This is a genomic window from uncultured Jannaschia sp., from assembly GCF_947494055.1.
GTDB lineage: Bacteria > Pseudomonadota > Alphaproteobacteria > Rhodobacterales > Rhodobacteraceae > Jannaschia.
This window is the reverse complement of the sequence record NZ_CANLTR010000007.1, coordinates 85,044-110,405: the sequence shown is the minus strand read 5'-3', so window position 1 is coordinate 110,405 and position 25,362 is coordinate 85,044. Positions and strand designations below refer to the sequence as shown.

General features: G+C 69.4%; 25 protein-coding genes and 1 tRNA gene. 15 read left to right on the top strand and 11 right to left on the bottom strand.

The genetic code is table 11. The features are described from left to right. Nucleotides 1–222 precede the first annotated feature (222 nt). Genes Q1A87_RS09310 through Q1A87_RS09300 form a run of 3 tightly spaced genes read left to right on the top strand, consistent with a single transcriptional unit; the run spans nt 223 to nt 3,197 of the window. Nucleotides 223–1,203: a tripartite tricarboxylate transporter substrate binding protein gene (locus Q1A87_RS09310; protein ID WP_299650160.1), complete on the top strand. Its 981-nt coding sequence runs from the start codon at nt 223–225 to the stop codon at nt 1,201–1,203. Nucleotides 1,204–1,230: 27 nt separating this feature from the next. After that, nucleotides 1,231–1,704 carry a tripartite tricarboxylate transporter TctB family protein gene (locus tag Q1A87_RS09305; protein ID WP_299650157.1) on the top strand — a complete coding sequence of 158 codons (474 nt, stop codon included), beginning with the start codon at nt 1,231–1,233 and terminating at the stop codon, nt 1,702–1,704. Nucleotides 1,705–1,709: 5 nt separating this feature from the next. Further along, nucleotides 1,710–3,197, top strand: coding sequence for a tripartite tricarboxylate transporter permease (locus tag Q1A87_RS09300; RefSeq protein ID WP_299650154.1), 1,488 nt, complete (start codon nt 1,710–1,712; stop codon nt 3,195–3,197). 792 nt (nt 3,198–3,989) lie between these two features. On the opposite strand, the gene Q1A87_RS09295 is transcribed toward Q1A87_RS09300, so the two are convergent. Then, a tRNA-Ser gene (locus tag Q1A87_RS09295) sits at nt 3,990–4,079 on the bottom strand. Nucleotides 4,080–4,244: 165 nt separating this feature from the next. On the opposite strand from Q1A87_RS09295, the gene Q1A87_RS09290 reads away from it, so the two are divergent. The 4 genes from Q1A87_RS09290 to Q1A87_RS09275 are packed head-to-tail and all read left to right on the top strand — an operon-like array spanning nt 4,245 to nt 8,343. After that, on the top strand, nt 4,245–4,847 hold the full coding sequence (locus Q1A87_RS09290) for a CDP-alcohol phosphatidyltransferase family protein (protein WP_299650151.1): 603 nt from the start codon (nt 4,245–4,247) through the stop codon (nt 4,845–4,847). Nucleotides 4,848–4,858: 11 nt separating this feature from the next. Continuing rightward, a complete protein-coding gene (locus tag Q1A87_RS09285) occupies nt 4,859–6,061 on the top strand; it encodes an ABC transporter substrate-binding protein (protein WP_299650279.1) in 1,203 nt (400 codons plus the stop codon). 4 nt (nt 6,062–6,065) lie between these two features. Beyond that, nucleotides 6,066–7,724 carry an ABC transporter permease subunit gene (locus Q1A87_RS09280; RefSeq protein WP_299650148.1) on the top strand — a complete coding sequence of 553 codons (1,659 nt, stop codon included), beginning with the start codon at nt 6,066–6,068 and terminating at the stop codon, nt 7,722–7,724. Beyond that, on the top strand, nt 7,717–8,343 hold the full coding sequence (locus tag Q1A87_RS09275) for an ATP-binding cassette domain-containing protein (RefSeq protein WP_299650145.1): 627 nt from the start codon (nt 7,717–7,719) through the stop codon (nt 8,341–8,343). Before Q1A87_RS09280 ends, Q1A87_RS09275 begins: the two co-directional genes overlap by 8 nt. Nucleotides 8,344–8,435: 92 nt before the next feature. Here Q1A87_RS09275 and Q1A87_RS09270 read toward each other — a convergent pair whose 3' ends face one another. The 4 genes from Q1A87_RS09270 to Q1A87_RS09255 all read right to left on the bottom strand — a co-directional run bounded on the left by Q1A87_RS09270 (nt 8,436) and on the right by Q1A87_RS09255 (nt 12,699). Beyond that, on the bottom strand, nt 8,436–10,436 hold the full coding sequence (locus Q1A87_RS09270) for an ASKHA domain-containing protein (protein WP_299650142.1): 2,001 nt from the start codon (nt 10,434–10,436) through the stop codon (nt 8,436–8,438). A gap of 66 nt (nt 10,437–10,502) precedes the next feature. Further along, complete coding sequence (locus tag Q1A87_RS09265) at nt 10,503–11,489, bottom strand: methyltetrahydrofolate cobalamin methyltransferase (protein ID WP_299650139.1); 987 nt, start codon at nt 11,487–11,489, stop codon at nt 10,503–10,505. Beyond that, on the bottom strand, nt 11,486–12,403 hold the full coding sequence (locus Q1A87_RS09260; RefSeq protein WP_299650136.1) for a methylenetetrahydrofolate reductase: 918 nt from the start codon (nt 12,401–12,403) through the stop codon (nt 11,486–11,488). The genes Q1A87_RS09265 and Q1A87_RS09260 overlap by 4 nt, the downstream gene beginning before the upstream one ends. Then, complete coding sequence (locus tag Q1A87_RS09255) at nt 12,400–12,699, bottom strand: virulence factor (RefSeq protein WP_299650134.1); 300 nt, start codon at nt 12,697–12,699, stop codon at nt 12,400–12,402. Before Q1A87_RS09255 ends, Q1A87_RS09260 begins: the two co-directional genes overlap by 4 nt. A 229-nt stretch (nt 12,700–12,928) precedes the next feature. Here Q1A87_RS09255 and Q1A87_RS09250 point away from each other — a divergent pair, with 229 nt between their 5' ends. From Q1A87_RS09250 to Q1A87_RS09240, 3 genes are all read left to right on the top strand, one after another. Continuing rightward, nucleotides 12,929–14,089 (top strand): Ppx/GppA phosphatase family protein, encoded by a 1,161-nt coding sequence (locus tag Q1A87_RS09250; protein WP_299650131.1) that lies wholly within the window; start codon nt 12,929–12,931, stop codon nt 14,087–14,089. Between the two features lie 37 nt (nt 14,090–14,126). Continuing rightward, complete coding sequence (locus Q1A87_RS09245; protein ID WP_299650129.1) at nt 14,127–14,837, top strand: RlmE family RNA methyltransferase; 711 nt, start codon at nt 14,127–14,129, stop codon at nt 14,835–14,837. Nucleotides 14,838–15,011: 174 nt separating this feature from the next. Continuing rightward, nucleotides 15,012–15,944: a YihY/virulence factor BrkB family protein gene (locus Q1A87_RS09240; protein WP_299650126.1), complete on the top strand. Its 933-nt coding sequence runs from the start codon at nt 15,012–15,014 to the stop codon at nt 15,942–15,944. A 25-nt stretch (nt 15,945–15,969) separates the two neighbouring features. Here Q1A87_RS09240 and Q1A87_RS09235 read toward each other — a convergent pair whose 3' ends face one another. Beyond that, nucleotides 15,970–16,185 carry a hypothetical protein gene (locus Q1A87_RS09235; RefSeq protein ID WP_299650123.1) on the bottom strand — a complete coding sequence of 72 codons (216 nt, stop codon included), beginning with the start codon at nt 16,183–16,185 and terminating at the stop codon, nt 15,970–15,972. A 118-nt stretch (nt 16,186–16,303) separates the two neighbouring features. On the opposite strand from Q1A87_RS09235, the gene Q1A87_RS09230 reads away from it, so the two are divergent. After that, the gene (locus Q1A87_RS09230; protein WP_299650120.1) at nt 16,304–17,044 is read left to right on the top strand and encodes an alpha/beta hydrolase; all 741 of its coding nucleotides are present in this window, start codon (nt 16,304–16,306) and stop codon (nt 17,042–17,044) included. On the opposite strand, the gene Q1A87_RS09225 is transcribed toward Q1A87_RS09230, so the two are convergent. Then, nucleotides 17,041–17,613, bottom strand: a complete 573-nt coding sequence (locus Q1A87_RS09225; protein ID WP_299650117.1) for an exopolysaccharide biosynthesis protein — start codon at nt 17,611–17,613, stop codon at nt 17,041–17,043. The genes Q1A87_RS09230 and Q1A87_RS09225 overlap by 4 nt on opposite strands. Before the next feature lie 102 nt (nt 17,614–17,715). Further along, on the bottom strand, nt 17,716–18,171 hold the full coding sequence (locus Q1A87_RS09220) for a hypothetical protein (protein ID WP_299650114.1): 456 nt from the start codon (nt 18,169–18,171) through the stop codon (nt 17,716–17,718). A 116-nt stretch (nt 18,172–18,287) separates the two neighbouring features. Between Q1A87_RS09220 and Q1A87_RS09215 the strand changes: the two genes are divergently transcribed. Beyond that, on the top strand, nt 18,288–18,713 hold the full coding sequence (locus Q1A87_RS09215; RefSeq protein ID WP_299650111.1) for a SufE family protein: 426 nt from the start codon (nt 18,288–18,290) through the stop codon (nt 18,711–18,713). A 124-nt stretch (nt 18,714–18,837) separates the two neighbouring features. Continuing rightward, nucleotides 18,838–20,628 carry an SLC13 family permease gene (locus tag Q1A87_RS09210; protein ID WP_299650108.1) on the top strand — a complete coding sequence of 597 codons (1,791 nt, stop codon included), beginning with the start codon at nt 18,838–18,840 and terminating at the stop codon, nt 20,626–20,628. A gap of 162 nt (nt 20,629–20,790) precedes the next feature. Here Q1A87_RS09210 and Q1A87_RS09205 read toward each other — a convergent pair whose 3' ends face one another. Both Q1A87_RS09205 and Q1A87_RS09200 read right to left on the bottom strand, forming a co-directional pair. Beyond that, entirely contained in the window at nt 20,791–21,693 is a 903-nt protein-coding gene (locus Q1A87_RS09205; protein ID WP_299650276.1) for a LysR family transcriptional regulator, read from the bottom strand. A gap of 299 nt (nt 21,694–21,992) precedes the next feature. Then, nucleotides 21,993–22,202 (bottom strand): sulfurtransferase TusA family protein, encoded by a 210-nt coding sequence (locus Q1A87_RS09200; protein WP_299650105.1) that lies wholly within the window; start codon nt 22,200–22,202, stop codon nt 21,993–21,995. A gap of 60 nt (nt 22,203–22,262) precedes the next feature. Here Q1A87_RS09200 and Q1A87_RS09195 point away from each other — a divergent pair, with 60 nt between their 5' ends. Beyond that, nucleotides 22,263–23,489 (top strand): hypothetical protein, encoded by a 1,227-nt coding sequence (locus tag Q1A87_RS09195; protein ID WP_299650102.1) that lies wholly within the window; start codon nt 22,263–22,265, stop codon nt 23,487–23,489. After that, nucleotides 23,486–24,823 (top strand): cytochrome P450, encoded by a 1,338-nt coding sequence (locus Q1A87_RS09190; protein ID WP_299650099.1) that lies wholly within the window; start codon nt 23,486–23,488, stop codon nt 24,821–24,823. Before Q1A87_RS09195 ends, Q1A87_RS09190 begins: the two co-directional genes overlap by 4 nt. Nucleotides 24,824–24,851: 28 nt before the next feature. On the opposite strand, the gene gpt is transcribed toward Q1A87_RS09190, so the two are convergent. Further along, the gene (gene gpt / locus Q1A87_RS09185; protein ID WP_299650096.1) at nt 24,852–25,361 is read right to left on the bottom strand and encodes a xanthine phosphoribosyltransferase; all 510 of its coding nucleotides are present in this window, start codon (nt 25,359–25,361) and stop codon (nt 24,852–24,854) included. Between the last annotated feature and the right edge of the window lies 1 nt (nt 25,362).

Here is a 25,362-nt window from a genome sequence, read left to right as displayed (position 1 = left end):
GTAGCGATTTGAGGCAATCCGGCAATGGTCGAGATGTCATCCGGCCCTTACGGGAACGGTGGCGCCGCCGGTCGAGGCCGTTGACAGGCCCCGACGCCGCGGGGAAAGCTTCCGCAATGCAGGTGACGGGTGGAGGAGACCCGGCACCTGCGAACGGTCGAGGGACGGGCGCCGGAGCGGATCCTGCCCATCCGCTCGTGCGTCCACCGAGGGAGGAACGACATGCACAGAAGAACCATGCTGGCCGGCGCGACGCTGGCCCTCGCGAGCGTCGCGGCGGGCGCGCCCGTCCTGGCGCAGGATTATCCGTCCCGACCGATCCAGATGATCGTGCCCTGGGGCGCGGGCGGGGGAACCGACGCGGTCGGGCGTGTCTTCGCCTCGCTCCTGCAGGAGAATCTGGGCGTGCCGGTCAACGTCGTGAACCGTACCGGCGGCTCCGGCGTGGTGGGCCACAGCGCCATCGCCAATGCCGAACCCGACGGCTACACGATCGGGGTCATGACGATCGAGATCGACATGATGCATTGGCAGGGCCTGACCGACCTGACCTACGAGAACTTCGACATCCTCGCGCTCGTCAACGCGGATCCGGGCGGGCTCATGGTCTCCGCCGACAGCGAGTACCAGGACGCCGCCGCGCTGCTCGAGGCGATCCGGACCGAGCCCAAGGGCACGTTCAAGGGCTCGGGCACGGGGCAGGGCGGCATCTGGCATCTGGGCCTCGCCGGCTGGCTCATGTCCGAGGGGCTGCCGCCCGACCAGGTGACCTGGGTGCCGAGCGAGGGCGCCGCGCCGGGGATCACCGACATGGTCGCGGGTGGTGTCGACATCGTGCCGTCCTCGCTGGCCGAGGGGCGCGCGATGATCGAGGCGGACCGGGTTCTGCCGCTCGCCTCGATGTCGCAGGAGCGGCAGGAGGCGTTCGCGGACGTGCCCACCGTCACGGAGGCGACCGGCACCGACTACACCCACGCCGTCTGGCGCGCGATCGCGGCCCCCGACGGTTTGCCCGAGGATGTCCACGACCGGCTCGAATCCGCGATCCAGGCGGCCTACGAGAGCGAGGAATACCAGAGCTTCATGCAGGATCGCGGTTTCGGGCTCCGCTGGGCCGGGTCGGAGGAGGCGACCGAGATCGTCGCGGCCGACGACGAGAGCCTCGGCGCGGTGATGAAGGAGGCCGGGCTTGCCGCCGAGTGACCGCGGGACCGTGACCGGACGCACGGCGTGAAGCTCAACGATTCCGCGCTCGGTCTCATCCTGATCGTCGCGGCCATCGCGATCCGATGGTCCGCGACAGGCTTCTCCCGCCTGCCGAACCAGGCCTACGGATCGGAGACCATGCCGATCGCGCTTTCCGCGCTGGCGCTCGGGCTCGGGGCCTACATGGTGGGGCAGGGGGTCGTCGCGCGCGACGGCCTGCCCCGGGCACGGATGGCCGAGTGGGCCCGGGCGCCGAGCGCGGTGGCCCGCGTCGCGCTCGCGCTGGCGCTGGTGGCGGGCTATGTCCTGCTGGCCGGGCGGCTCGGCTTCGTCCCTGTCTCGGTGGCGATCCTGCTCGTCCTGATGCTCGCCACGCGGGTCCGGTGGTGGGTGGCAATCCCGGTGGCCGCATTCGCCACCCTCGTCATCCAGCAGGCCTTCGGGCGCCTCCTCCTCGTGCCGCTGCCGCGTTCGGACGCGCTCGGCTTTCTCTGGTAGTCGCCATGTCCGTCTTCGCCGAGGCCCTCGGGCTCGTCTTCCAGCCCTTCGTCCTCCTCGTGATCCTCGGCTCGGCGGCGTTCGGGATGTTCGTCGGCGCCATCCCCGGCCTGACGGCGACGATGGCGACCGCGCTCCTGGTCCCGATCACCTTCTTCATGGACCCGGTCCCGGCCATCGCGGCGATCGTGACGGCCACGGCGATGGCGATTTTCGCGGGCGACATCCCGGGCGCGCTGCTCCGGATGCCCGGCACGCCGGCCAGCGCCGCCTATGTTGAGGACGCCTACGCGATGACGCGCGCCGGGCGCTCGGAGGAGGCGCTCGGCGCGGCGCTGGTCTTCTCGGCCATCGGCGGCATCTTCGGGACGATCGTGCTGATGACGCTCTCGCCGGTCCTGGCCGAGGTCGCGCTCAAGTTCTCCTCATTCGAGTATTTCTGGCTCGTGGTCCTCGGCCTCTCCTGCGCGATCTTCGTCTCACCGGGCTCGGTCGCGCGCGGGCTGATCGCGCTCCTCATCGGACTCTTCGCGGCGACGGTGGGGATCGAGAATCCCGCGGGCCAGCCACGCTACACCTTCGGCAGCGTCGAGCTTCTGGCGGGCGTGCAGTTCATCCCCGCGATGATCGGCCTCTTCGCGGTAAGCGAGGTGCTGCGCAGCCTCGTGGACGCGACGCGCCGGCCGGCGATCGTGCCCGACCGGGGCAGCGGCATCTTCCGCCGTCAATGGGCGAACCTGCGGGCCTATCCGTGGCAGACGCTCCGAGGCAGCGCGCTCGGCACCGCCATCGGCGCGCTGCCCGGCGCGGGGGCCGACATCGCCGCCTGGATCTCCTACGCCGTCTCCAAGCGCTTCTCGCGCGAGCCGCGGAAGTTCGGGACCGGACACGTGGAGGGGCTGGTCGAGGCGGGGGCTTCCAACAACGGGGCGGTGAGCGGGGCGTGGATCCCGGCGCTGGTCTTCGGCATTCCGGGCGACTCGATCACCGCCATCGTGATCGGCGTGCTCTACATCAAGGGAATCAATCCCGGCCCCACGGTCTTCATCAATGACCCGCAGCTGATCTACGCGGTCTTCGTCGTGTTCCTGCTCGCCAACGTCATCATGCTGCCGCTCGGTTGGGTGGCGATCAAGGCGGCGGGCACGATCCTCGCGATCCCGCGCAACGTGTTGATGCCGATCATCCTGATGTTCTGCATCGTCGGCGCCTTCGCGATCAACAACTCGGTCTTCGGGGTGGGCGTGATGCTGGTCTTCGGGGTGCTGGGCTTCCTTATGGACGAAAACGACATCCCGATCGCACCGGCGATCCTGGGCCTCGTCCTCGGACCGATGCTGGAGCGGAACTTCATCACCTCGATGATCAAGGCCGATGGCAGCTTCCTCGCCTTCTTCGAACGGCCGATCGCGGCGGGACTGGGCCTCTTCACCTTCGCGGTCTGGTGCATCCCCGCCGTCGCCTGGGCGATCCGGCGCCGCCGGGACGCCTGACGTCGCGCCGAGGCGGGCGCTCTCTGCCTCGGCCTCCGGTCTGCAACCGTCCACGATCTCATGGGCCGGAGCGGTGGATCGAAGCGTCCCATCGCGCGAGATCGGGGGAGCAGCCATTCGAGCGCGCTAGCCCGTTTTCGCTTTTTTCAGGCCTGCGTGAAATATGCCCCCAGTCTGTTGCGCGACGCGCCGGGACAATGCGACGATGACTTCGGCTCGGACGGCGTTGCTTTCGTTACGTCTGGCTGAAAGGCCTCTACCCTCGCCGCGTCGATCCCTTGCTGTCCCATGAACCCGACATCCAGGCCGATCTTGCCGAGGCTGTCGCAGGATCCCGCATGCGGGGCTGCCATCGCGATAGGACGGTCCGCTCTGCCTCCTAGGCGAAACCGTCCGTGAGACTTAGTGAAGCCGCCATGGGCGCCGGGGCTGCGTCGCCTATGGCCCAACGTCTGGCAATCTTTAACCGGACCACCGAGTTGCAGACGGCCGGCTTCCGGGGAAGGCGATGCGATCCGCGCCCGGTGCCATGCTCGTGGACGATGCCAGCCGGCAATACGGTACGGCGCTAGAAGCGGCCGCGCGGCCTGCACGTGCGTGCGGCCCATGATCTCAGTCGTGCTGACGCGCGCGTCCAGAGGCTGCAAAGCCTGCATCAGCCAGCCTGTGACAACCTCCGACATGACCGCTCCCCAAGTTGGATTGTTGCGATCCCACCTTGGCACAGTGTGCCGTCGGGGGGCGGTTACACCATCAAAGCCGGATAATGCCCATACCAAGCAAAAACGATGATGGCAGAGGCGGTGGGATTCGAACCCACGAGACGCTTTCGCGCCTGCCGGTTTTCAAGACCGGTGCCTTCGACCGCTCGGCCACACCTCCGACCCGGTCCGGCTACACCGGCGCGCGGGATATGGAAAGGCGGATCGCGCCGACGTACGGGCAGGGATGCGACGAGGCCACGCGCGCCGTATCGCGACCATGTCACTTGCCCCTCGCCGCACCCTTCGGCACCCTGCGGCCGACACCGCCGATCCCCGAGGTTCGATGCTCGACGCCGCCGCCCGCCGCCTGATCGATCCGCCGCTGAACCGCGCGGGCCGGGCCCTCGCCGCACGGGGCGTGGGCGCCGATGCGGTGACGCTCGCGGGCCTCGCGCTCGGCCTCGCCGCCGCCGCCGCCATCGCGGGCGGCGCGCCGGGCTGGGCGCTCGTCCCGCTTCTTGCCTCACGTCTGCTCGACGGGCTCGACGGTGCCGTGGCCCGCGCCACGCAGCGCACCGATTTCGGCGGCTATCTCGACATCTGGTGCGACTTCGTCTTCTACGGCGCCGTGCCCTTCGCCTTCGCGCTCCTCGACTCGGCCAATACTCTCGCCGCCGCCTTCCTGCTCCTGACCTTCTACGTCAACGGGACGAGCTTTCTCGGCTACGCGATCCAGGCGGAGAAGCGGCTGATGGCGACCACGGATCAGGGCCTCAAGTCGTTCTACTACTCGCGCGGGCTGCTCGAGGGGACGGAGACGATCCTGTTCTTCGTCCTCCTCTGCCTCGTGCCGCAACATTTCGTTCCGCTGGCCACTGCCTTCGGCCTCCTCTGTCTTGCCACCGCCATCGGACGCGTCCTGCGCGCCCGGGCCATCCTCACATGAAAGCTCCGCCCATGCGCCTCGCCCTCGCGCTCGCCGTGACCACGGCCCTCATCCTCCCCGTTCATGCCCAGAATGCGCCCGACCCGTCCGACTGGGACGCCGTGACCGAGGCGGCGCAGGGCCAGACCGTCTACTGGCACGCCTGGGGCGGCGCGACGCCGACCAACGACTTCATCGCCTGGATCGGCGACCGTGCGTCCGAACAGGGGGTCACGCTCGAGCATGTGAAGCTCGCCGACACCGCCGACGCCGTGGGCGCGGTCGTCACCGAGCAGCAGGCGGGCCGCGACGCGGACGGATCGGTCGACCTCATCTGGATCAACGGCGCGAATTTCGCGTCGATGAAGGAAGCGGACCTGCTCTTCGGCCCCTTCGCCGAGCAGCTTCCGAACTGGCGCTACGTCGATGTCGAGGGCAAGACCGTCACCACCGACTTCACCGTCCCGACGGAGGGTTACGAGAGTCCCTGGGCGATGGCGCAGCTCGTCTTCGTCTACGACGGCGCCCGCGTGCAGGACCCGCCGCGGACCGCGCCCGAGCTTCTCGCCTGGGCCGAGTCCAATCCCGGTCGCTTCACCTATCCGCAGCCGCCCGACTTCCTCGGCACGACATTCCTCAAGCAGATGCTGATCGAGCTCGCGCCCGAACCCGCGGCGCTGCAGGACCCGGCGGGCGAGAACTACGACGAGGTCACGGCGCCGCTCTGGAGTTTCCTCGACACGCTGACGCCGCAGCTCTGGCGCGAGGGCCGGGCCTATCCCGAGACCGGGCCGCGCATGCTGCAGCTCATCAACGACGGGGAGACCGACCTGGCGTTCAGCTTCTCGCCCGGCGAGGCCTCGACCGCGATCGCGAACTTCCAGCTGCCCGAGAGCGTGCGGACCTACGTGCTGGAGGAAGGGACGATCGGCAATGCCAGCTTCGTGGCGATCCCCTACAATTCCTCCGCCAAGGAAGGCGCGATGGTCGTCGCCGACATTCTCCTGTCGCCCGACGCGCAGGCCCGCGCGCAGGACCCGGCGGTGCTGGGCTACGATACGGTCCTCGACCTCGGCAAGCTGTCGGAGGCGCAGCGCGCGGCCTTCGACGCGCTCGATCTCGGCGTGGCCACCCTGACGCCCGAGGAACTCGGTCAGGCCCTGCCGGAGCCGCACCCCTCCTGGGCCACGCGGCTCGCCGAGGATTGGGTCGCGCGCTACGGCGTCGCGAACTAGGGGCGTGCTCCGCCCGCTGCCGCTCCTGACGGCGGGCGTGCTGGCCGGTCCGGTCGCCTTCGGTCTTCTGGGTACGGTCCTGCCGGCCTTCGGCCTGCTGGTCCCGGAGGCGGAGATGCCCTGGGCGCAGGCGCTCAGCTGGCCGGGTCTGCCACGCGCGCTCGGCGTGGCAATCCTATCGGGTGTTCTCTCGACGCTGGGCGCGCTGACGATCGCCACGCTCATCCTCGCGGGCTGGCACGGGACCCGCGCCTTCGCCTGGCTCGAGCGCGCTCTCTCGCCGCTCCTCGCCGTCCCCCACGCCGCGGCAGCGCTCGGGCTCGCCTTCCTGATCGCTCCCTCGGGTTGGATCGCGCGTGTTCCGGCAACGCTGTTGGGTTGGGAACGTGCGCCGGACCTGCTGATCCTGAACGACCCGTGGGGCCTGTCGCTCGCCGCCGGGCTCGTCGCCAAGGAGATGCCGTTCCTGCTGCTGATGATGCTCGCCGCCCTGCCGCAGGTGCAGAGTCGTCGCCGCCTCCGCGTCGCCCGGTCGCTGGGGCAGGGACGGGTCGCGGGCTGGCTCAAGGCGGGGTTTCCGGGCGTCTATGCGCAGGTGCGGCTGCCGGTGCTGGTCGTGCTCGTCTTCGGCATAACGAACGTGGACGTCGCCGTGATCCTCGGGCCGAACACGCCGCCGACGCTGGCCGTGCAGGTGGCACGCTGGATGATGTCGCCGGACCTGTCCCTGCGTGCGGTGGCTGCCGCGGGCGGGCTGATTTTGCTTTTCGCGACGCTCGGCGTTCTCGCGCTCTGGCTTCTCGGCGAGCGAATCGCCGGACGCCTCGGCCTTCTCTGGGTTCGCAGCGGGCGCGGCCTGCCGGAGCGGCGCGCGCGGGGCGCGGGCTTGCTCCTCGCCGGAACCTCCGCCACGATGGTGCTTGCCGGACTGGCCGCGCTCGCGGTCTGGTCGGTCGCCGCGCGATGGAGCTTTCCCGACCCGATGCCCGAGGCGCTGACCTTGCGCAGCTGGTCGCGCTTCGGCCCGGACATGCTCGCCGTGGCCGGCGACACGATGGCGCTCGCGGCCCTCGCCACGCTTGCCTCCCTCGTCCTCGTGATCGGCTGCCTCGAGGCCGAGCATCGCTTCGGCCTCACGCTGGGCCAGCGCGCGCTGTCGCTGCTCTACCTCCCCCTCCTCGTGCCGCAGGTGGCGTTCCTGCCGGGGCTGCAACTCCTGCCCCTCGCGCTCGGGATCGGCCCGTCCTGGCCGCTCGTCCTGGCCGGCCACGTCGTCTTCGTCCTGCCTTACGTCTTCCTCTCGCTGGCCGGCCCGTTCCGCGCCTGGGACGCGCGGCTGGCGCGCGTCGGAGCGGGGCTCGGCGCGTCGCGGGACAGGGTGCTCTGGCGCCTGCGACTGCCGATGCTGACGGGGCCGCTGCTGACGGCCGCGGCGATCGGGCTCGCCGTATCGGTCGGGCAATACCTTCCCACGCTCCTCCTCGGCGGCGGACGGGTCACGACGCTCGTGACCGAAGCCGTGGCGCTCGCCTCCGGCGGCGACCGGCGGGCCGTGGGGATCTGGGGGCTGGGGCAGACGCTGGCGGCGCTCCTGCCCTTCGCACTGGCGCTTCTCGTTCCGGCGCTCGTGTTCCGGCACCGGCGGGGGATGCGGCATGGCTGAGGGTCTGATGCTCGACCGTGTCTCGATTGCGCGGGATGGCACGACGCTGCTCTCCGTCGACGCGACCGTTGCGCCGGGCGAGGTGCTGACGCTGATGGGGCCGTCGGGGTCGGGCAAGTCCACGCTGCTCGACCTCGTGATGGGCGACCTTTCCCCGGCCTTCCGCGCGACGGGCCGCATCCTTCTCGACGGACGCGACCTCGCGGGCCTGCCGCCCGAGGCGCGGCGGATCGGTATCCTCTATCAGGACCCGCTCCTGTTCCCGCATCTCGACGTCGGCGCGAACCTCGCATTCGGCTTGCGCGGCGGGACGCGGGCGGCGCGGCAGGCGGAGGTGGCGGGGGCGCTGGCCGAGATCGGGCTGGAGGGCTACGCAGGCCGCGACCCTGCCACGCTGTCGGGCGGGCAGGCGGCGCGGGTGGCGCTGATGCGGGTGCTGCTCGCGAAGCCCCGCGCGCTGCTTCTCGACGAGCCATTCTCCAAGCTCGACGCCGAGCGGCGGGCGCAGATGCGGGATCTCGTCTTCTCGCGCGCGAGGCGGGCAGGGGTACCGGTGCTGCTGGTCACGCACGACGCTGCGGATGCCGAGGCGGCGGGGGGAGAGGTGGTGCGTCTCTAGGCACGTGCCTTTAGCGCGGTAAGGCGAGACAGAACCGCCCGGCGGCACGCCGGGCAGCCCACTACACCTTACGGAAACGTCGCCCGCTAGACTTACCGCCGTCGCCGCTTGCGTCCTTCGCCGGCCGTGTTGAAGCTCGGCTCCGGCAATGCGCCGAGATGTGGGAACGGGTCTGTCGCATGGGGAATCGCGTTGGCGGCGACGAAATGTTCCTGGAAGCGCGGGGCCACGGCCGTCTCGACCTTCTCGATGCGCCGGACCAGCCCCTCGATATGCCGCCGCGATGCGCGCGAGCAGAGCGCCATCCGCGCGCCGTGCCCCGCCGCGTTGCCCGCCGACACGACGGCGGACAGCTCCGCGTCGGGGATCATGCCGAGCACCATCGCGTGGCGCGGCGAGATATGCGCGCCGAAGGCCCCGGCGAGCGTCACCCGGTCGACATGGTCCACCCCGAGCTCGTCCATCAGCAGTCGCGCGCCGGCATAGAGCGCCGATTTGGCGAGCTGGATCGCTCGGATGTCGTTCTGCGTCACCAGGATCCGGCGCTCGCCCGACGCGTCCGCCCAGAGCCGGTAGGCATGCGTGCGGCCCGAACTCTCGCAGCGGTCGGTGCCGACTTGCGCCGCCGAGCCGATCAGGCCGGACCGGTCGAGGATGCCGGCCATCCGCATCTCCGCCACCGCCTCGATAATGCCCGAGCCGCAGATGCCGGTGATGCCGGCCTCGCCCACTGCCTCGTCGAAGCCCGCCTCGTCGGACCAGAGGTCGGAGCCGATGACGCGGAAGCGCGGCGTCTTGGTTTCCGGGTCGATCTGCACCCGCTCGATGGCACCGGGCGCCGCCCGTTGGCCCGCGCTGATCTGCGCGCCCTCGAAGGCCGGGCCGGTGGGCGAGGAGCAGGCGAGCAGGCGGTCGCGGTTGCCGAGCAGGATTTCGGCGTTGGTGCCGACATCGACGACGAGGGTCAGCGGCTCCGCCTGGTCGGGCGCCTCGGCCAGCGCGACGGCGGCGGCGTCGGCGCCGACATGACCGGCGATGCAGGGCAGGATGTAGATGCGAGCACCGGGAGCGAGGGCGGCGAGGTCGAGCTCCGGCGCGGCGAGCCGCACCGTGTCGGCGGTGGCGAGCGCGAAGGGCGCCTGGCCCAGTTCCACCGGGTCCACGCCGAGCAGCAGGTGGTGCATGACCGGGTTGCCGACGATCACCGCTTCGACGATGTCGGCGGCCGCGACCCCCGCCTCGGCGGCAAGCTCCGTGGCGAGGCGGTCGATGGCCTGCCGGACGACGCGGGTCATCTCGACGTCGCCGCCCGCGTTCATCATCGAATAGCTGACCCGGCTCATCAGGTCCTCGCCGAAGCGGATCTGCGGGTTCATCACCCCGCCCGAGGCGCGCACCTCGCCGGTGCCCAGGTCGCACAGATGCGCGGCGATGGTGGTGGAGCCGAGATCGATGGCGAGGCCCAGCGGCGCGTCGGTGCGGAGGCCCGGCCAGAGCGCGGCGATGCGGTTCTCGTCGTGGTTGACCGCGACCGTCACCTGCCAGGCGCCCTGCCGCAGGACGGGCTGGAGCCGGCGCAGCAGGACGAGGGGGATGTCGAGATCGTGCAGGTCCCACTCGGCGGCCAGCGCCGTGCGGAGCCGTTCGAGATCGCCCGAGGGATGATCCATGTCGGGCTCGTCCACGGCCACGAAATAGAGCCGCGTGGCCGGGTCCATGACGATGGGCTTGCCCGAGGCGGCCTTGCGGACGACCTGCCGGTGGACCTGGCTTTCGGGCGGCACGTCGATCACGACGTCGCCCTCGACCTTCGCCTGGCAGCCGAGGCGGCGGCCGGGGGCGAGGCCGCGCTTCTCGTCGTAGCGCCGCTCGACCGCATTGATCCCGGACAGCGCGTCCGCCGAGACGGTGACGCCGAGCTTCGGAAATGACCCCGCGCCCGGTTCGACCTGGCAGCGGGAGCAGATGCCGCGGCCGCCGCAGACCGAGTCGAGATCGACGCCAAGCTGCCGCGCGGCGGTGAGCACTGGGGTGCCGTGCGCCACGCGACCGCGCTTGCCCGACGGCATGAAGATTACCTGATGGTCGCTCACGCTGCTCTCCGCGTTCGTCGTGCCGTCCGCGTCACCTGCCTCAGGCCACGGGCGTGGTCCAGCGGGTCAGGCCCGCCGCCGACCGCCGCGCCGGCCGCTCGACCGCGCGCCCGAACTCTGCGCCGCCTGCGCCGCCTCGGGGAAGGTCGCGCCTTCCTTGACGGCGTCGAGGATGCGGGTGAAGCCGATCCAGCGGCCGCCGTTCGGGTCGTGGTTCATCAGCATGTTGGCGGCGTTCACCGCCTCCATCTCCTGCGCGCGGATCGGGTTCATGATGGCCGACGTCATGCCGGCACAGATCGCCATCGGCAGGAAGGCCGCGTTGATCCCGTGCCGGTTGGGCAGGCCGAAGGAGATGTTGGACGCGCCGCAGGTCGTGTTCACGCCAAGCTCGTCGCGCAGGCGCCGGACCAGCGTGAAGACCTGATGCCCGGCCGTCGCCATCGCGCCGATCGGCATGACGAGGGGGTCGACCACGATGTCGTGCGCGGGGATGCCGAAATCGGCGGCCCGCTCGACGATCTTCTTGGCCACCGCGAAGCGCACCTCCGGGTCCTCGGAGATGCCGGTGTCGTCGTTGGAGATCGCAACCACCGGCACGTTGTACTTCTTGACGAGGGGCAGGACGAGTTCCAGCCGCTCCTCCTCGCCGGTCACGGAGTTCAGGAGCGGGCGTCCCTCGGCCGTCTCCAGCCCCTTTTCGAGCGCGCCGGGCACCGAAGAGTCGATGCAGAGCGGCACGTCGACGAGCGCCTGCACGCGGGAGACGAGCTCGGGCATGAGCATCGGCTCGACGAAGTTGTTGTCGGCGTAGCGCGGGTCGGCGCCCATCTTGTTGGTGAAGACGGCGCCGGAATTGATGTCGAGGACCATCGCGCCGCAGGCGACCTGCTCGATGGCATCGCGCTCGACCGTGGAGAAGTCGTCCAGTTCGAGCTCGGCGGCGAGCTTCTTGCGGCCGGTCGGGTTGATGCGTTCGCCGATGACGCAGAACGGCTCGTCGAAGCCGATCGTGACGGTCTTCGTCCTCGATTCCAGTACGGTGCGCGTCATTCGGGGTCCTTCGTGTGGGTCGTGAGCCAGTCGGCGGATGTCTTGATGCCGCCCAGCGGGAAGACGTGGACGGATTCGATGTTGAAGTCCGGATGCGCGGCCTTGTGTCGGGCGAGCGCGGTCGTGACCTCCGTCGGCTCGTAGGGCAGCATGAGCTTGGTCACGTCCATCGCGCGCTTCTGCAGGACCTTCAGCGAGGGGCCGACGCCGCAGGCCACGGCGAACTTGATGAGCGTCTGCAGCTTCGCCGGCCCGGCCACGCCGATATGGACGGGCAGGTCGATTCCGGCATCGCGGATCGCGTCGGCCCATTCGATGACCGGGGCGGCCTCGAAGCAGAACTGCGTGGCGATGGCCATCTTCGCGTCGGTGCGCTCGGAGAACTTCTGTTTCCATTCGAGCGCGGCGGAGACGTTTTTCGTCGTCCCGTCCATGTCGATGTCGCGGTTGCCTTCCGGATGGCCGGCGACATGGAGGCGTTCGAACCCGTCGAAGGCGCCGGATTCGAGAAGTTGCATCGAGGTCTCGTACGCGCCCCGGGGCTCCGGCACGCCGCCGGCGAGCATCAGACCTTGCGTCACGCCGGCCTCGCCCCGGTAGCGCGCCACCCAGTCGAGGAGCGTGGCGCGGTCGGCGATGCTGCGCGCGGGGAAGTGCGGCATCGGCTCCATCCCCTCGGCGCGCAGGCGCGCAGCGGTGGCGACCATGTCCGCGATCGGCGTGCCGTCGATATGCGCGATGTAGACGCGGGTGCCGCGCGGCATGAGGGCGGCGAAATCGTCCACCTTCTCGGCCGTGCGGGGCATGACCTCGATCGAGTAGCCTTGCAGGAAGGCGGCCAGGGCCGCGTCCTTCGGCTGCGCCTCCGGCGCGGGCTTCGCGCGATTGGCCCTGTGGAAGCCGAGGATGCTCATGCTTCCACGCCCCCGGCCAGTGCCGCGGCGCGCAGGCGGTCGGGCGTCCATTCGGCCTCGAGCGCGGCGGCGCGGGCGGCTGCGGCCTCCGCCCCGTCGCCCTCGGCCTCGCCGTCGGGCACCTTGCGCCAGTCGGCGAGATAGGCATCGGTCTCGGACGCGCCGGCCTTCATCGCCGCACGGTCGATGGCCTGCTCGAACCGCTCGGACAGCGGCACCTTCGCCGCCCGCCGGCCGGAGCCCGCGATGACCTGCGCGGGAATGTCCCGCCAATAGACGACCGTGATCTGCGCCATGATGCCTCCGCCCTCTCGCGTCCCGCCCGCTATATGGGGCGGGGGCGTCGCACTTGCGACGGATTTCGACGTCGTGCCGCCCGATGGCGACATCGCCCTTCATAGCCCCGGCGCGACCGCATGGCGAGGGGGCGGCAAGATCGCAGGTTTCATCTCGGAGATGAAGAATACTTGTCGAACCGGCCATCCGGGGGCTAGGGTGTCATTAACCTTACATACGGAGGCGAGAATGCCACCGGACGACCGGACGGACGTGTCCGGGCCCGTCGCTGGCGCCCTGCGCGCCACCGGGCCCACGGTCCGGCCTTCACATGCTGCCGTTCGCGTTCCGGAACGGCCCGACCCCGCGGAGCTTTACGCCGCGCTCGATCTCGGCACCAATTCGTGCCGGATGCTGATCGCGCAGCCGAAGGGCGCGTTGCTGCACGTGGTCGACAGCTTCTCGAAGTCGGTGCAGCTCGGCAACGGGCTCGAGACCTCGGGGCGGCTGAGTCGCGCCTCGATGGCGCGCACCATCGGCGCGCTGAAGATCTGTCGCCGCAAGCTCGAGATGCACGACGTCCGTCGCATGCGGCTGGTGGCGACGGAGGCCTGCCGGCGGGCGACCAACGCCGCCGAGTTCATCCGGCTGGTGGAGCGCGAGACCGAACTGCCGCTCGAGATCATCAAGCCGGAGGAAGAGGCGCGGCTGGCCGTCGTCTCCTGCGCGCCGCTCGTCTCCGCCAAGACCGAGCAGCTCCTCGTCGTCGATATCGGCGGCGGCTCCACCGAGCTCGTCTGGATCGACCTGACGCGTGTGCCGCGCCACGACCGGGCGCGGGCGATCATGCGGCTCCATGCCGGATTCGAGGGGACGCGCGACGATCCGTTCCCGCGCGCCAAGGTGGTGGACTGGATCTCGATCCCGCTGGGCGTCGCCACGCTGAAGGACCAGTTCCGCGACGTGACCGACGACGCCGCGCGCTTCGCGCTGATGTCCTGGCATTTCGAGGAATGCCTGGCGGAGTTTTCGCCCTATGCCGATGCCGAGGGTGCGGTCGATCCGGGATTCCAGATCATCGGCACGTCGGGCACCGTCACCACCGTGGCGGCGACGCATCTGAACCTGCGCCGCTACGACCGCAACAAGGTCGACGGATTGCGCATGACCTCGCAGCAGATCGACCGCGTGATCCGCGGCTATCTCGCGCAGGGCCCCGACGGGCGGCGCCTCGATCCGCGGATCGGGCGCGACCGGCACAGCCTCATCATGTCGGGCGCTGCGATCCTGCAGGCGCTCTTGCGCGTCTGGCCCACGGACCGGCTGTCCGCGGCCGACCGGGGTCTGCGCGAGGGGCTGCTCTATGCGCAGATGTCGGCGGACGGCGTGCTGGACGACGGGCCGTTCTGACTTTCCAAGTCCGCCCGGTCCGCCTATCTGCCCGGTCATGGTCAAGAAGCCCACCAATACCTCCGGCCGCGGCCGGCGCGATCTGACGGTCAAGGTCAAGACGGCGCGGGGGCGCAGGTTGTCCTCGAAGCTCTGGCTCGAGCGACAGTTGAACGATCCCTACGTGCAGCGCGCCCGGGCGGAGGGTTATCGCGGCCGGGCGGCCTACAAGATCATGGAACTCGACGACAGATACGGCTTCCTCGTGCCCGGCGCGCGGGTCGTCGATCTCGGCTGCGCGCCGGGCGGCTGGTTGCAGGTGGCGGCGCCGCGCGTCAACGCGGACGGATCGAACGCGAAGAAGGCGCAGGGGCGCCTCATCGGCATCGACCTTCAGGAGGTCGATGCGGTGTCGGGTGCCGAGATACACCAGCTCGACTTCCTGTCCGACGACGCCGATGCGGCGATCAAGGGCTGGCTCGGCGGCCCCGCCGACGTGGTGATGTCCGACATGGCGGCGTCGAGCTCGGGTCACAAACAGACCGATCACCTGCGGATCATCGCGCTTTGCGAGGCGGCGGCGGAGCTGGCCTTCGACGTGCTCGCGCCCGGCGGGGCCTTCGTGGCGAAGGTGCTGGCCGGCGGGGCCGAAGGGGAGTTGCAGAAGCGCCTCAAGCAGCGGTTCGAGAAGGTCGCCAACGTGAAGCCCGGGGCGAGCCGGTCGGATTCCTCGGAGAAGTTCGTCGTGGCGCAGGGCTTCCGCGGCTGACGGGCGATGCGGGTTCGCTGCGGCCCATCAGCACCGCCTCCGGCCCGTGACCCCGCCGAGGCTGGCGCGGCCGGGTCGCAGCGTCTACGGTGACGGACGGGGTCCGCACCTGCGCGGCGTGGATGCACCGGGACTAGCAAGGGTCTTGGCATGGACGGATCGTCGGATGATGAGATGGGCCGCGATGCCGTCCTCACCCACGGTGTCGTCAGCGCCCGGCCGGACGACCTTCTCCACGGCCGCGGCCTCTATGTCGTCCGCGGCGTCCTGCGCGAGGCGGCGCTCCGGCTGTGGAGCGACGATGCGTTCGGGCTGGCGGGGAACGTCGCGTTCCGCGCGCTCCTCGCGATCTTTCCGTTCCTGATCTTCACGAGCTCGCTTACCGCCTTCGTCGGGGACCGGTCGATGGCGGACGGGCTGATCGACTTCCTGATCGCCATCGTTCCGCCGACGTTGGTCGAGCCGATCGTCTCGGAGGTCGAGCAGGTGATGACCGTGCAGCGGAGCGGCGTCCTCAGCCTCGGCATCCTGTTGACGATCTGGTTCGCGGTGGGTGGCGTCGACGGGGTGCGGATCGGCCTGAACCGCGCCTACGGCATCCGCGAGACGCGGTCGGTCATCGTGCTCTACTCGGTGATGGCCGCGGTCGTGCTCCTCGTGAGCTTCGTGCTCGTTCTGATCGGTTACATGCTGGTTCTCGCGCCCCGCGCCGGATCGTGGCTGCACACGCTGATGCCCGGTTTCGACCCGGCCTCGGTCACCGTTCGACTGGTGCGCTATCCGGTGGCCGCCTTCATCCTCATCGCGACGCTGTTCGCCGCGCATGTCTTCCTGCCGGCACGCCGGACCAAGTTCCAGAACATCTGGCCGGGCGTCATCTTCACCACCGCCGCCTGGACGATCCTCGCCATCGCGTTCTCATTCTACGTGAGCCACTTCGCGAGCTACGCGAGCTACTATGCCGGTCTGGCGGGCATCATCGCGACGATGTATTTCCTGTACCTTGCCGCGCTCGTCCTGATCTTCGGGGGCGAGCTCAATCGCGCCCTGCGGATCCGGCGCCTCGCGCGGGTGGTCGCGGAGCGCGAGCAGAGCCGCGCTTCGTGACCCGCGCGAGGTCGGCCGCCGTGAATCAGGTGTCCTTCGGCGCCTCGTTGCCGCGGATGCGCTTGTCGCGATCCTCGTCGATGGAGAAGTCTTCGGACCCTTCGGACGGCTTGTCGTATTTGGTCTTGCCGCCCTCGGCCGACGGCTGGGCCTCGCTCTCGCCGTAGGCGTTCTCCTTGGGGTCGCCGGGGGCATGGTTGCGCTCCGGGATCGGCTGCTGGGGGGCGTCGCGATCGGTCATGATGATCTCCTGTGGTTGCTGTGACGGAACGCGCGCCGGCGCCCGCGGGTTCTGCGGCATTTGCGCCACGATGCCGTTCCGCCTAGCAGAGGGCGAAGCCCGAACCCGGAGACGTTCCATGCCCCAGACGATCACCCGCGCCGGACACAGGCTCGCCTACCACGCGATGGCGGGGCGGGGGCCGGGCGTCGTGTTTCTCGGCGGCTTCCGGTCCGACATGACCGGCACCAAGGCCGTGGCGCTGGAGGATTGGGCGCGCGCGTCGGGGCGGGCGTTCCTGCGGCTGGACTATTCCGGGCACGGACAGTCCGGGGGCACCTTCGAGGGCGGCAGCATCGGCGACTGGTACGCCGACGCGCTGACGGTGATCGAGGCGGCGACGGAGGGACCGCAGATCCTCGTCGGCTCGAGCATGGGTGGCTGGATCGCGCTCCTGATCGCGCGCGACCGGCCGGAGCGCGTCGCGGGCCTCGTCACGATCGCCGCGGCGCCCGACTTCACCGAGGACGGCTACTGGGCGGACTTCTCGGAGGCGGAGCGGCTGACGCTGATGACGCGCGGGCGCGTGACCGTGCCGTCCGATTACGGCGAGCCCTACGTGATCACGCGCCATCTGATCGAGGAGGCGCGGGACCGGCTGGTGCTGCGCACGCCGCTGGATCTCGGAATGCCGGTGCGGATGCTCCAGGGCACGGCGGACGAGGCCGTCCCGACGGAGACGGCGACGCGGCTGATCGCCCATGCTTCGGGCAAGGACATCCGGCTGACGCTGGTGAAGGGGGCGGACCATCGCTTCTCCGGCCCCGAGGAGCTCGCCCTGATCCGCGAGGCGGTGATGGACGTGCTCGCGCGGGTCTAGGGCCAGAGCGCCCAGATCCCCCACAGCGCAGCGATGAAGGCGAGCCAGGCCAGCGCCATGACGCGTCCGTCGCGGGTCAGGAGCCCGAGCGAGAAGAGAACGATCGTTCCGCTCGGGATCGAGGAAGCGAAGGGCAGGAGTTCGAGCGGCGGGATCGTGCAGCACAACAGGATGATGGCCAACGCCACGATCCGGGTCGCGGGCGCGTGGACGAGGATCGACAGGTGATCGCCCAGATGGCGGTCGGACCACTTGGCGGCGGGGCGGAGCTTGTCCAGCGACGTGTGAAGCTTCTGCTTCGAGACCGAACGGTTCTCGAGAAAACCGGGCAGCCACATGTCCTCGCGTCCGAACAGGATCTGCACGGCGAAAAGCGCGATGATCAGGGCGATGATTGTCGGCACGCCCGGGATGCCACCGATGGGCGTCAGCTCGAGCGCTGCCGGGATCCCCAGAAGCGCCGCCGTGCCGCGATGCCCGATCTGGTCGTTGATCTCCCCGAGCGTGACGTCGTCCGAATCGTTCCCCGCACCCTCGAGCGTCGATACGATGTCCATCAGTCTCGCCATGTCGCCCCCGTTGCGCGTCTGCCGTCCAACGCCGGACCCGGCTTATCGTTCACGCCGCCGGCCGAAGCTGCGCCGGAGCCGGCGGCGCGCAGCCGGGCAGGGCTATTGCCGGGTGACACTGCGGCTGTTGGTCTCGCCCCGGACCACGATACTGCGCACCCCGGCGAGATCCTGCCGCGAGAAATAGCGGCCGGCGAGGACCTCGCGGGAGCGCTGCGTGCCCACCGGTTCGGTCGCGAGCGGTGCCAGGAGCTTGAAGTCGAGGACGAGCGCCGCCGGATCCGCGTCCGGCACCTCGATCAGCTCCGCTTCCCAGTAGCCCTGGGTCGGCGGCAGGCCGATCGCCGAGACGATGAGCCCGGACGGCGTCGGCGCGGCGGACAGCGATACGACCTGCGCGACGTTCGGCCGATCCGAGGCGGCGAGCGCGTCACGGATCGCGACGTCGCGTGGCGAGTCGAGGATGCGCATCGGGCTGACCCGTTCGGAACTGCCGCAGGCCGTCAGCGTCGCCGCGAGGCCGAGCAACGCCGCCCCGATCCGCACCCGTCCGTCCATGCCCGCACTCTCCCGTCGTCCGGGGACGGGGCTAGCCGATCCGGCCATGTTTGGGAAGCGGGCTGGATCTTCGCGGCGCCGGACCCTAGCTCAACGGACCGTAGGAAGGGACGCGCATGGCACAGGAACGTTTCGAGGATCTGGTCGAGACCTTCGAGTTTCTCGACGACTGGGAAGATCGCTACCGCCACGTGATCGAGATGGGCCGGGCCTTTCCGCGCCTCGACGACGCGTTGAAGGTCCCGGCGACGAAGGTGGAGGGCTGCGCCAGCCAGGTCTGGCTGCATCCCCGGATCGAGGGCGGGGGCGGCGCGGCACGATTCGATTTCGCCGGTGAGAGCGATGCGATGATCGTTCAGGGCCTCATCGCGATCCTGCACGACCTCTACGGCGGTCTCACGCTCGCGCAGGTGGGGGCCGTGGACGCGCCGGCGGAGCTCGCGCGGCTCGGGCTCGACGATCACCTTTCGTCGCAGCGCTCGAACGGGTTGCGCGCGATGGTCCGCCGCATCCGCGAAGTGGCCGCCGCCGAAGCGGGGTAGTGCGGCGCTCTGCGTACCGGTGCCCGCTTGACGACGGAGCCCGGTGCAGTGAGTGATGCTCGGCAGCGCGGGTCCGACGCGGCCATCATGGACCGTCCCCCGCCCCTGCCGGAGCCGCGGCCCCATGCCCGACATCATCGCCGCGAACGAGCCGATCCTCGCCCTGATCCTGCTCGGTGTCCTGTTCGCCACCTTCATCTTCGAACCCTATCCGCCGGAGGTGACGGCGACCGGCATGGCGGCGCTTTTCATCGTGCTGGGCCTCGTGGACGAGGACGCGGTGATGGGCGTGTTCTCGAACTCCGCGCCGATCACCATCGCGGCGATGTTCATCGTCTCCGGCGCGCTGATCCGGACGGGGGTGCTCGACGCGATCGCCAATCTCGTCATCGCGCAGGCGCGCAAGAGCAAGCTGCTGGGGATCGGCCTCTTCATCGCCGTGACGCTGTTCGCCTCGGCCTTCGTCAACAACACGCCCGTCGTCCTCGTCCTCATTCCCATCGTCATCCGGCTCGCCGGAAACATCGGTCTCGCGCCGACCCGGCTCCTGATCCCGCTCAGCTATGCCGCGATCTTGGGCGGCACGATCACCCTCATCGGCACCTCGACGAACATCCTCGTGGATGGCATCGCGCGCGACAACGGCATGCCCGGGTTCTCGATCTTCGCGATCGCGCCGGTCGGCCTCGTCACCGCGGCGGTCGGCGGCACCGTGATGATGGTCCTGTCGCAATTCCTCCTGCCGGACCGGGGCTCGTCGGATGCCGGCATGAGCGGGTCGGAACTGCCCTACCTGTCGGAGGTCACGATCCTGTCGGCCTTCGAGGAGATCGATCTGCCGCTGGGCGAGATGGCGGCCTTCGGTCGTCCGGGCGTGCGGGTGACGGGACTGCGCCGTGGCGGCAATATCCAGCGCCAGCGGATCAAGGAGGAGATGCTCCGCCCCGGCGACGCCGTCGTCGTGGTCGCGGCCACGTCGGAGCTCCTCACGCTGTCGGAGACGACCGGCCTGCGCGTCGGCCTGCGCCGCTTCGTCGAGGTGGAGGCGGGCGAGACGCCCCGCGTGGTCGAGGCGATCGTGACGCCGTCGCACGGCACGATGGGCAAGCGCATCTCCGACCTCGCGCTCGGCCGTCGCTCGGGCGTGCGGGTGCTCGGCGCCTACCGCCACAAGCACATCGCCGGGGCGGACCTGTCGAGCGTGCGGCTGCGCCCGGCCGACAAGCTCCTGCTCGAAGGCAGCGCCTCGGCTCTCGAATCGCTGGCCCGCTCGGACGACGTCGTGTCGATCACGACCCCCGGGGGACGCGCCTTCCGGCGGCGGCAGGCGCCGATCGCCATTCTCGCGCTTCTGGGAATCGTGGGGATGGCTGCGCTCGGGGTCATGTCGATCGGGCTCCTCGCGCTGATCGGCGTCGCGCTCATCCTCGTCCTGCGCTGTATCGATGCCGACGAAGCCTGGGGCTCCATCGACGGGGCGATCCTCGTGCTCATCTTCGCGATGCTGGTGATCGGTGCGGGGCTCGACCAGACCGGCGCGGTGGAGCTTCTGGTGACGTGGCTGACGCCGCTTCTGGAAGGAATGCCGCCGCTCCTGACGCTGGCGATGATCTACCTCGTTGCGTCCGTCCTGACCGAGATCGTCACGAACAACGCGGTGGCGGTGGTGCTCACCCCCCTCGTCATCTCGCTCGCGTCCGAACTGGGCGTCGCGCCCTTGCCCTTCGTCGTCGCCGTGATGTTCGCCGCCTCGGCAAGCTTCGCGACGCCGATCGGCTACCAGACGAACACGCTGGTCTACGGCGCGGGCAATTACCGCTTCACCGACTTCCTGAAGATCGGCGTGCCGATGAACATCATCGTCGGGATCACGTCGATCCTGATGATCAGTATCGTGTTTCCGCTCGGCGAATAAAAAAAGCCGGGCATCAAGCCCGGCTCAAGTCCAACAGGGAGGTGAAGTCCGCGCGCAAGCGCGTCCTTCGATTGCTTAATTATTCCGCAGGCTCCGACCCGACAAGGCTCAAACAGGAGGCAGTTCTGCAACGCCGTCATGCAGGACGCGCATGGCTTCTAGCTACTGTGCGGCGATCTGGCGGGCGCGGCGATAGGCCACGACCTCCTCGACCACGAAATCCCGGAACGCCTGCACCCGTCGCGACCCGCGCAGTTCCTCCGGGAAGGCCAGGAAGACCGGCACCTCGTTCGACTCCACCTCGGGCAGCACGCGGACGAGCTGCGGGAAGTCCTGCTGGAGGTAGTCGGGCAGCACCCCGATGCCGAGATCGCTCAGCACGCTCTGCAAGACGCCGAAATAGTTGTTCACCGTCAGCGTCCGCTTGATGTCGTAGGTCATGAGCTCGCGGACCAGCATCGCGCCGGCGCTGACCTGCGTCGCGCCCTGCGCCTGGCAGATGAGGCGGTGGTCCGAGATATCCTTCATCCGCCGCGGCATGCCGTTGGCCTTGATATAGGCCGGGGAGGCGAAGAGCTGCATGCGGATATCCATGAGCCGCTTGCGCACGAGGTCGGCCTGGCTCGGCTCCTTCATGCGGATGGCGATATCGGCCTCCCGCATCGGCAGGTCCAGCACCCGCTCCTCCAGCATCAGGTCGATGCTGAGATCGGGGTAGTTGCCGTAGAGCTTCTGCAGGCGCGGCGCGAGCCAGATCGACCCGAAGCCGATCGTCGTCGTCACACGGAGATTGCCGAACACTTCCTCCTCGGTGTCGCGGATACGCGCCGAGGCCGCATCGAGCCGCTTCGACATCGCCTGCGTCGCGTCGAACAGCAACTCGCCCTGCTCGGTCAGGATGAGGCCGCGGGCGTGACGGTGAAACAGCGTCGTCTCGAGACTCTCCTCGAGCGCCCGGATCTGCCGGCTGACCGCCGATTGCGACAGGTGCAGGACGTCGCCGGCATGTGTCAGCGAACCCGCGTCGGCGACCGCGTGGAAGATCCGCAATTTGTCCCAGTCCATCATGCTGCCCTCGATCCGGTCCGCACCTGTCATCCCATATAGGAGCCGAGCGCGGATATCTCCTCATGATTCCGATTTTGCGGGTCAGTCATGGCCCGTGCCGTCTCGGGAAGACCCGAGACCACGGGCTAGGACGTTTTTGTCAACATTCGGTTCGTTTCACAAAAGCCCGGTTTGCCGCCGCGCGGCCCTTCGACGCCGGATCGCCTCTTGTTAGGGCAAAAGACGCGGGATCGCCGCGCGTGTTTGCACGTTATGCGCGTTGTCCGGGCCTGGCACCCGCGGCAGAGCAGGCCGCCTCAGCCCTTCCGGATCCGGAACCGCTGGCCCTTGACGCCCAAGAACGCATGCCCCGCTTCGGCGCAGAAATGCGGCACGTCCACGTGTGCCGCCGGATCGTCGGCCAGCAGATGTACCTCCGCGCCCGAAGGCAACGGCGCCATCCGCTTGCGCAGCCGCAACACCGGCAACGGGCAGAGCAGGCCGAGCGCATCCACTTCCAAGTCCATGCAGATTATCCCTGATCTCCGGTCCGCTATCTGCCATCGTGGGCCCAAGCGAGGCAAGCCATGACCGACGTGAACACGAGCAGGATTCGCCACCGGAAGGTCCTCTACATTCCGGGCTTCGATCCGTTCCCGCCGCGGCGCTACCGCGAGCTCTACCGCCGCGAGGGGGCCGAGCAGGCGCGCCTGTCGGGCTACGAGCTGAACCTGTCGGCCGGTGCGGATGCGCGCAGCTGGATCGTCGAAGCGGTGATCGAAGGCGCGCGGACCCGGACCGAGTTCGAGGTGCTCGGCTGGTCCGATCTTGTGGCGGACGGGATGTCCGCTTCGGTCATGGGGACCTACGCATCGCTCGCGAGAACGGCGTGGACCTATCTCAGGTCGGGCACGTTCCTGCGCGTGCTGCGGCTTCGCAAGGGTCCGATGCTCGCCGTCGCGTACTCGACGGGCGTGTTGCTGATGCAGCTGCTCCTCGCCGTGGTGATCGGCGGCCTTGCCTGGTGGGTCGTCGCGGTGATGGCCGGGGGCTGGATCGGTTTGGTCTTCGGGCTCGCGGCGGGGCTCGCCACGGCCTGGATCACATTGCGCTGGTTCAAGGCTCGCGACAATCGCCTCCTCGCCCAGTACCTGCTGCACGATTACGCGTTCTGGGCGCGCTCGAGCGGGGCCTACCCCGCTTCCATCGAGGCACGGCTGGCGGCGTTCGCCGATCGGGTCGCCGCGTCACTCGCGACCGAGGCGGAGGAGGTTCTCATCGTCGGCCATTCGGCCGGGGTCCATATCGGCGTGTCGCTTCTGGCCGACATGATCCGCGCTGGTCGGATTCCCGAAGGGCGGTGCGCGTTCCTGAGCCTCGGACAGGTCGTCCCGATGGTAAGCTTCCTTCCGCAAGCCAACAAGTTGCGGGACGACCTTCATCTGATGGGCGGCCAGGACGTCGTCCCGTGGATCGATATCTCCGCCCCCGGCGACGGATGCACCTTCGCGCTTTGCGACCCTGTTGCCGTGTCGGGCGCTGCGCCGCAGGTGCGGACCGGGCCGCGCATCCTCTCCGCCGCCTTCTCGCGCACGTTGTCGCCGGCGAAGCAGCGGGAGCTGCGGCGCAGGTTCTTCCGCGCGCATTTCCAGTATCTCTGCGCCTTCGACAATCTGCAGGGCCGGTTAGGGGAGTACGATTATTTTCGTGTCACCGCCGGCCCGCTCCGACTGGCGGACAGGTTCGCCACCCGGAAGGACAGCCCGTCGACCCTGCGCGATTCCGGCCGTTCCGCGACCCGGCGCGCCGCGTGATCCCCCCGAAGCCGGCGTCGCGCCAGGGTCGCGCGGGGTGGCTGCGCTACATGCGCCTGTTCCGCCGGGACATCCTGTCGGCGCAACCGGCGCATCTCTACCGGGCCTGGATGGCCGAGTTCCGGACGCCGTTCTTCCGAAGTTACCTCATGAACGACCCGGAACTGATTGATCTCGTGTTGAAGGATCGGCCGGAGGATTTTCCGAAGTCGACGCGCGTGACCGAGGGGCTGGCGCCGATGCTGGGCCGGTCGGTCTTCGTGACGAATGCGGCGGAATGGGCACGGCAGCGACGGATCATCGATCCCGCCTTCGCGGGCGGGGAGATCCGGCAGGCATTTCCCGCGATCCGCGCGGCCGCGGAGGCTATGGTGGCGCGCCTGTCGGAGGACGCCTGCGAGATCGAGGCGGTCGCCAGCCGCGCGGCGGCGGACGTGATCTTCCGGACGCTGTTCTCCGTGCCGATCGAGGACCGGCTGGCGGCCGAGGTCTTCGACGGGTTCCGGACCTATCAGCGGGCGCAGCCGCTTCTGAACCTCGCGGCCTTCTTGCCGCTGCCGAACTGGATGCCCCGCTTTCACCGGCCCCGTACGCGAGCGGCGGCGCGGGCGATCCGTGCTGCCGTATCGGCGCTCGTCGCGCGGCGGGCCGAGGAGATATCGGCAGGTCGCGCGCCCGACGATCTGGCCACGCGGATCATGACGCTGCACGATCCGGTCAGCGGGACGCCGTTCTCCACGGCGGAGATGGTCGATCAGGTGGCGATCTTCTTTCTGGCCGGCCATGAGACGTCTGCGGCGGCGCTGGCCTGGGCGCTTTATCTGCTGGCGATACATCCCGAGGTGCAGGGTCGTGTCGCTGCCGAAGGCGTATGTTATAACGTCTCGGACCTGTCCGGGCATACCTTCACGCGGAACGTTGTCCGCGAGACCCTGCGCCTCTATCCGCCGGTGCCGATGATGGTGCGCGAGACGCTGCGGCCGGAGACGTTCCGCGGCCGTGCCGCGCCCGTCGGCGCGCAGGTCGTCCTGAGCCCCTGGCACCTGCATCGGCACGAACGGATCTGGGCAGCGCCCGACGCCTTCGATCCGGACCGCTGGCAGCGGGCGGAGACGAGGGCACAGGCGCGACAGGCCTACATGCCGTTTAGCGCCGGGCCGCGGGTCTGTCCCGGTGCGGGCTTCGCAATGGCCGAGCTCGTCGTGATAGTCTCGGCGATCGTAAGCGCGTTCGAGCTTTCGCCAGCCGGCCCGACACCGGTGCCGGTCGCGCATCTGACCGTACGGTCGCGCGATGGCATCTGGCTTCGCCTGCGGGCGCGGACGGCGGATTGAGTATTTGCGCCAAGAAGAAGGGGCGGGTTCAGTCCCGGCCGCGATAGGGCTCGACGTATTGCAGCGCCATGTCCCAGGGAAAGAAGATCCACGTGTCCTGGCTTACCCCGGTGATGAAGGTGTCCACCATCGGCTCGCCCTTCGGCTTCGCGTAGACGGTGGCGAAATGGGCCTTCGGATAGAGGTCGCGGACGACTTCCAGCGTCTTGCCGGAATCCACGAGGTCGTCGACGACGAGCACGCCGGTCCCGTCGCCGACCATCTCCGGGTCGGGCCGGGAGAGGACCTGCGCGGCGCCCTGCGTCTGGTGGTCGTAGGACTTGACCGAGATCGTGTCGACGGTGCGGATGCCGAGCTCGCGGGCGACGATCATCGCGGGCGCCATGCCGCCGCGCGTGATCGCCACGATGGCCCGCCAGCCGCCGTCGTCCGGGCCGCGTCCGTCGAGACGCCAGGCCAGCGCGCGGCTGTCGCGATGGATCTGGTCCCAGCTGATGTGGAAGCCTTTCTCGTGGGGGAGCGGATGCGGATCGGGCATG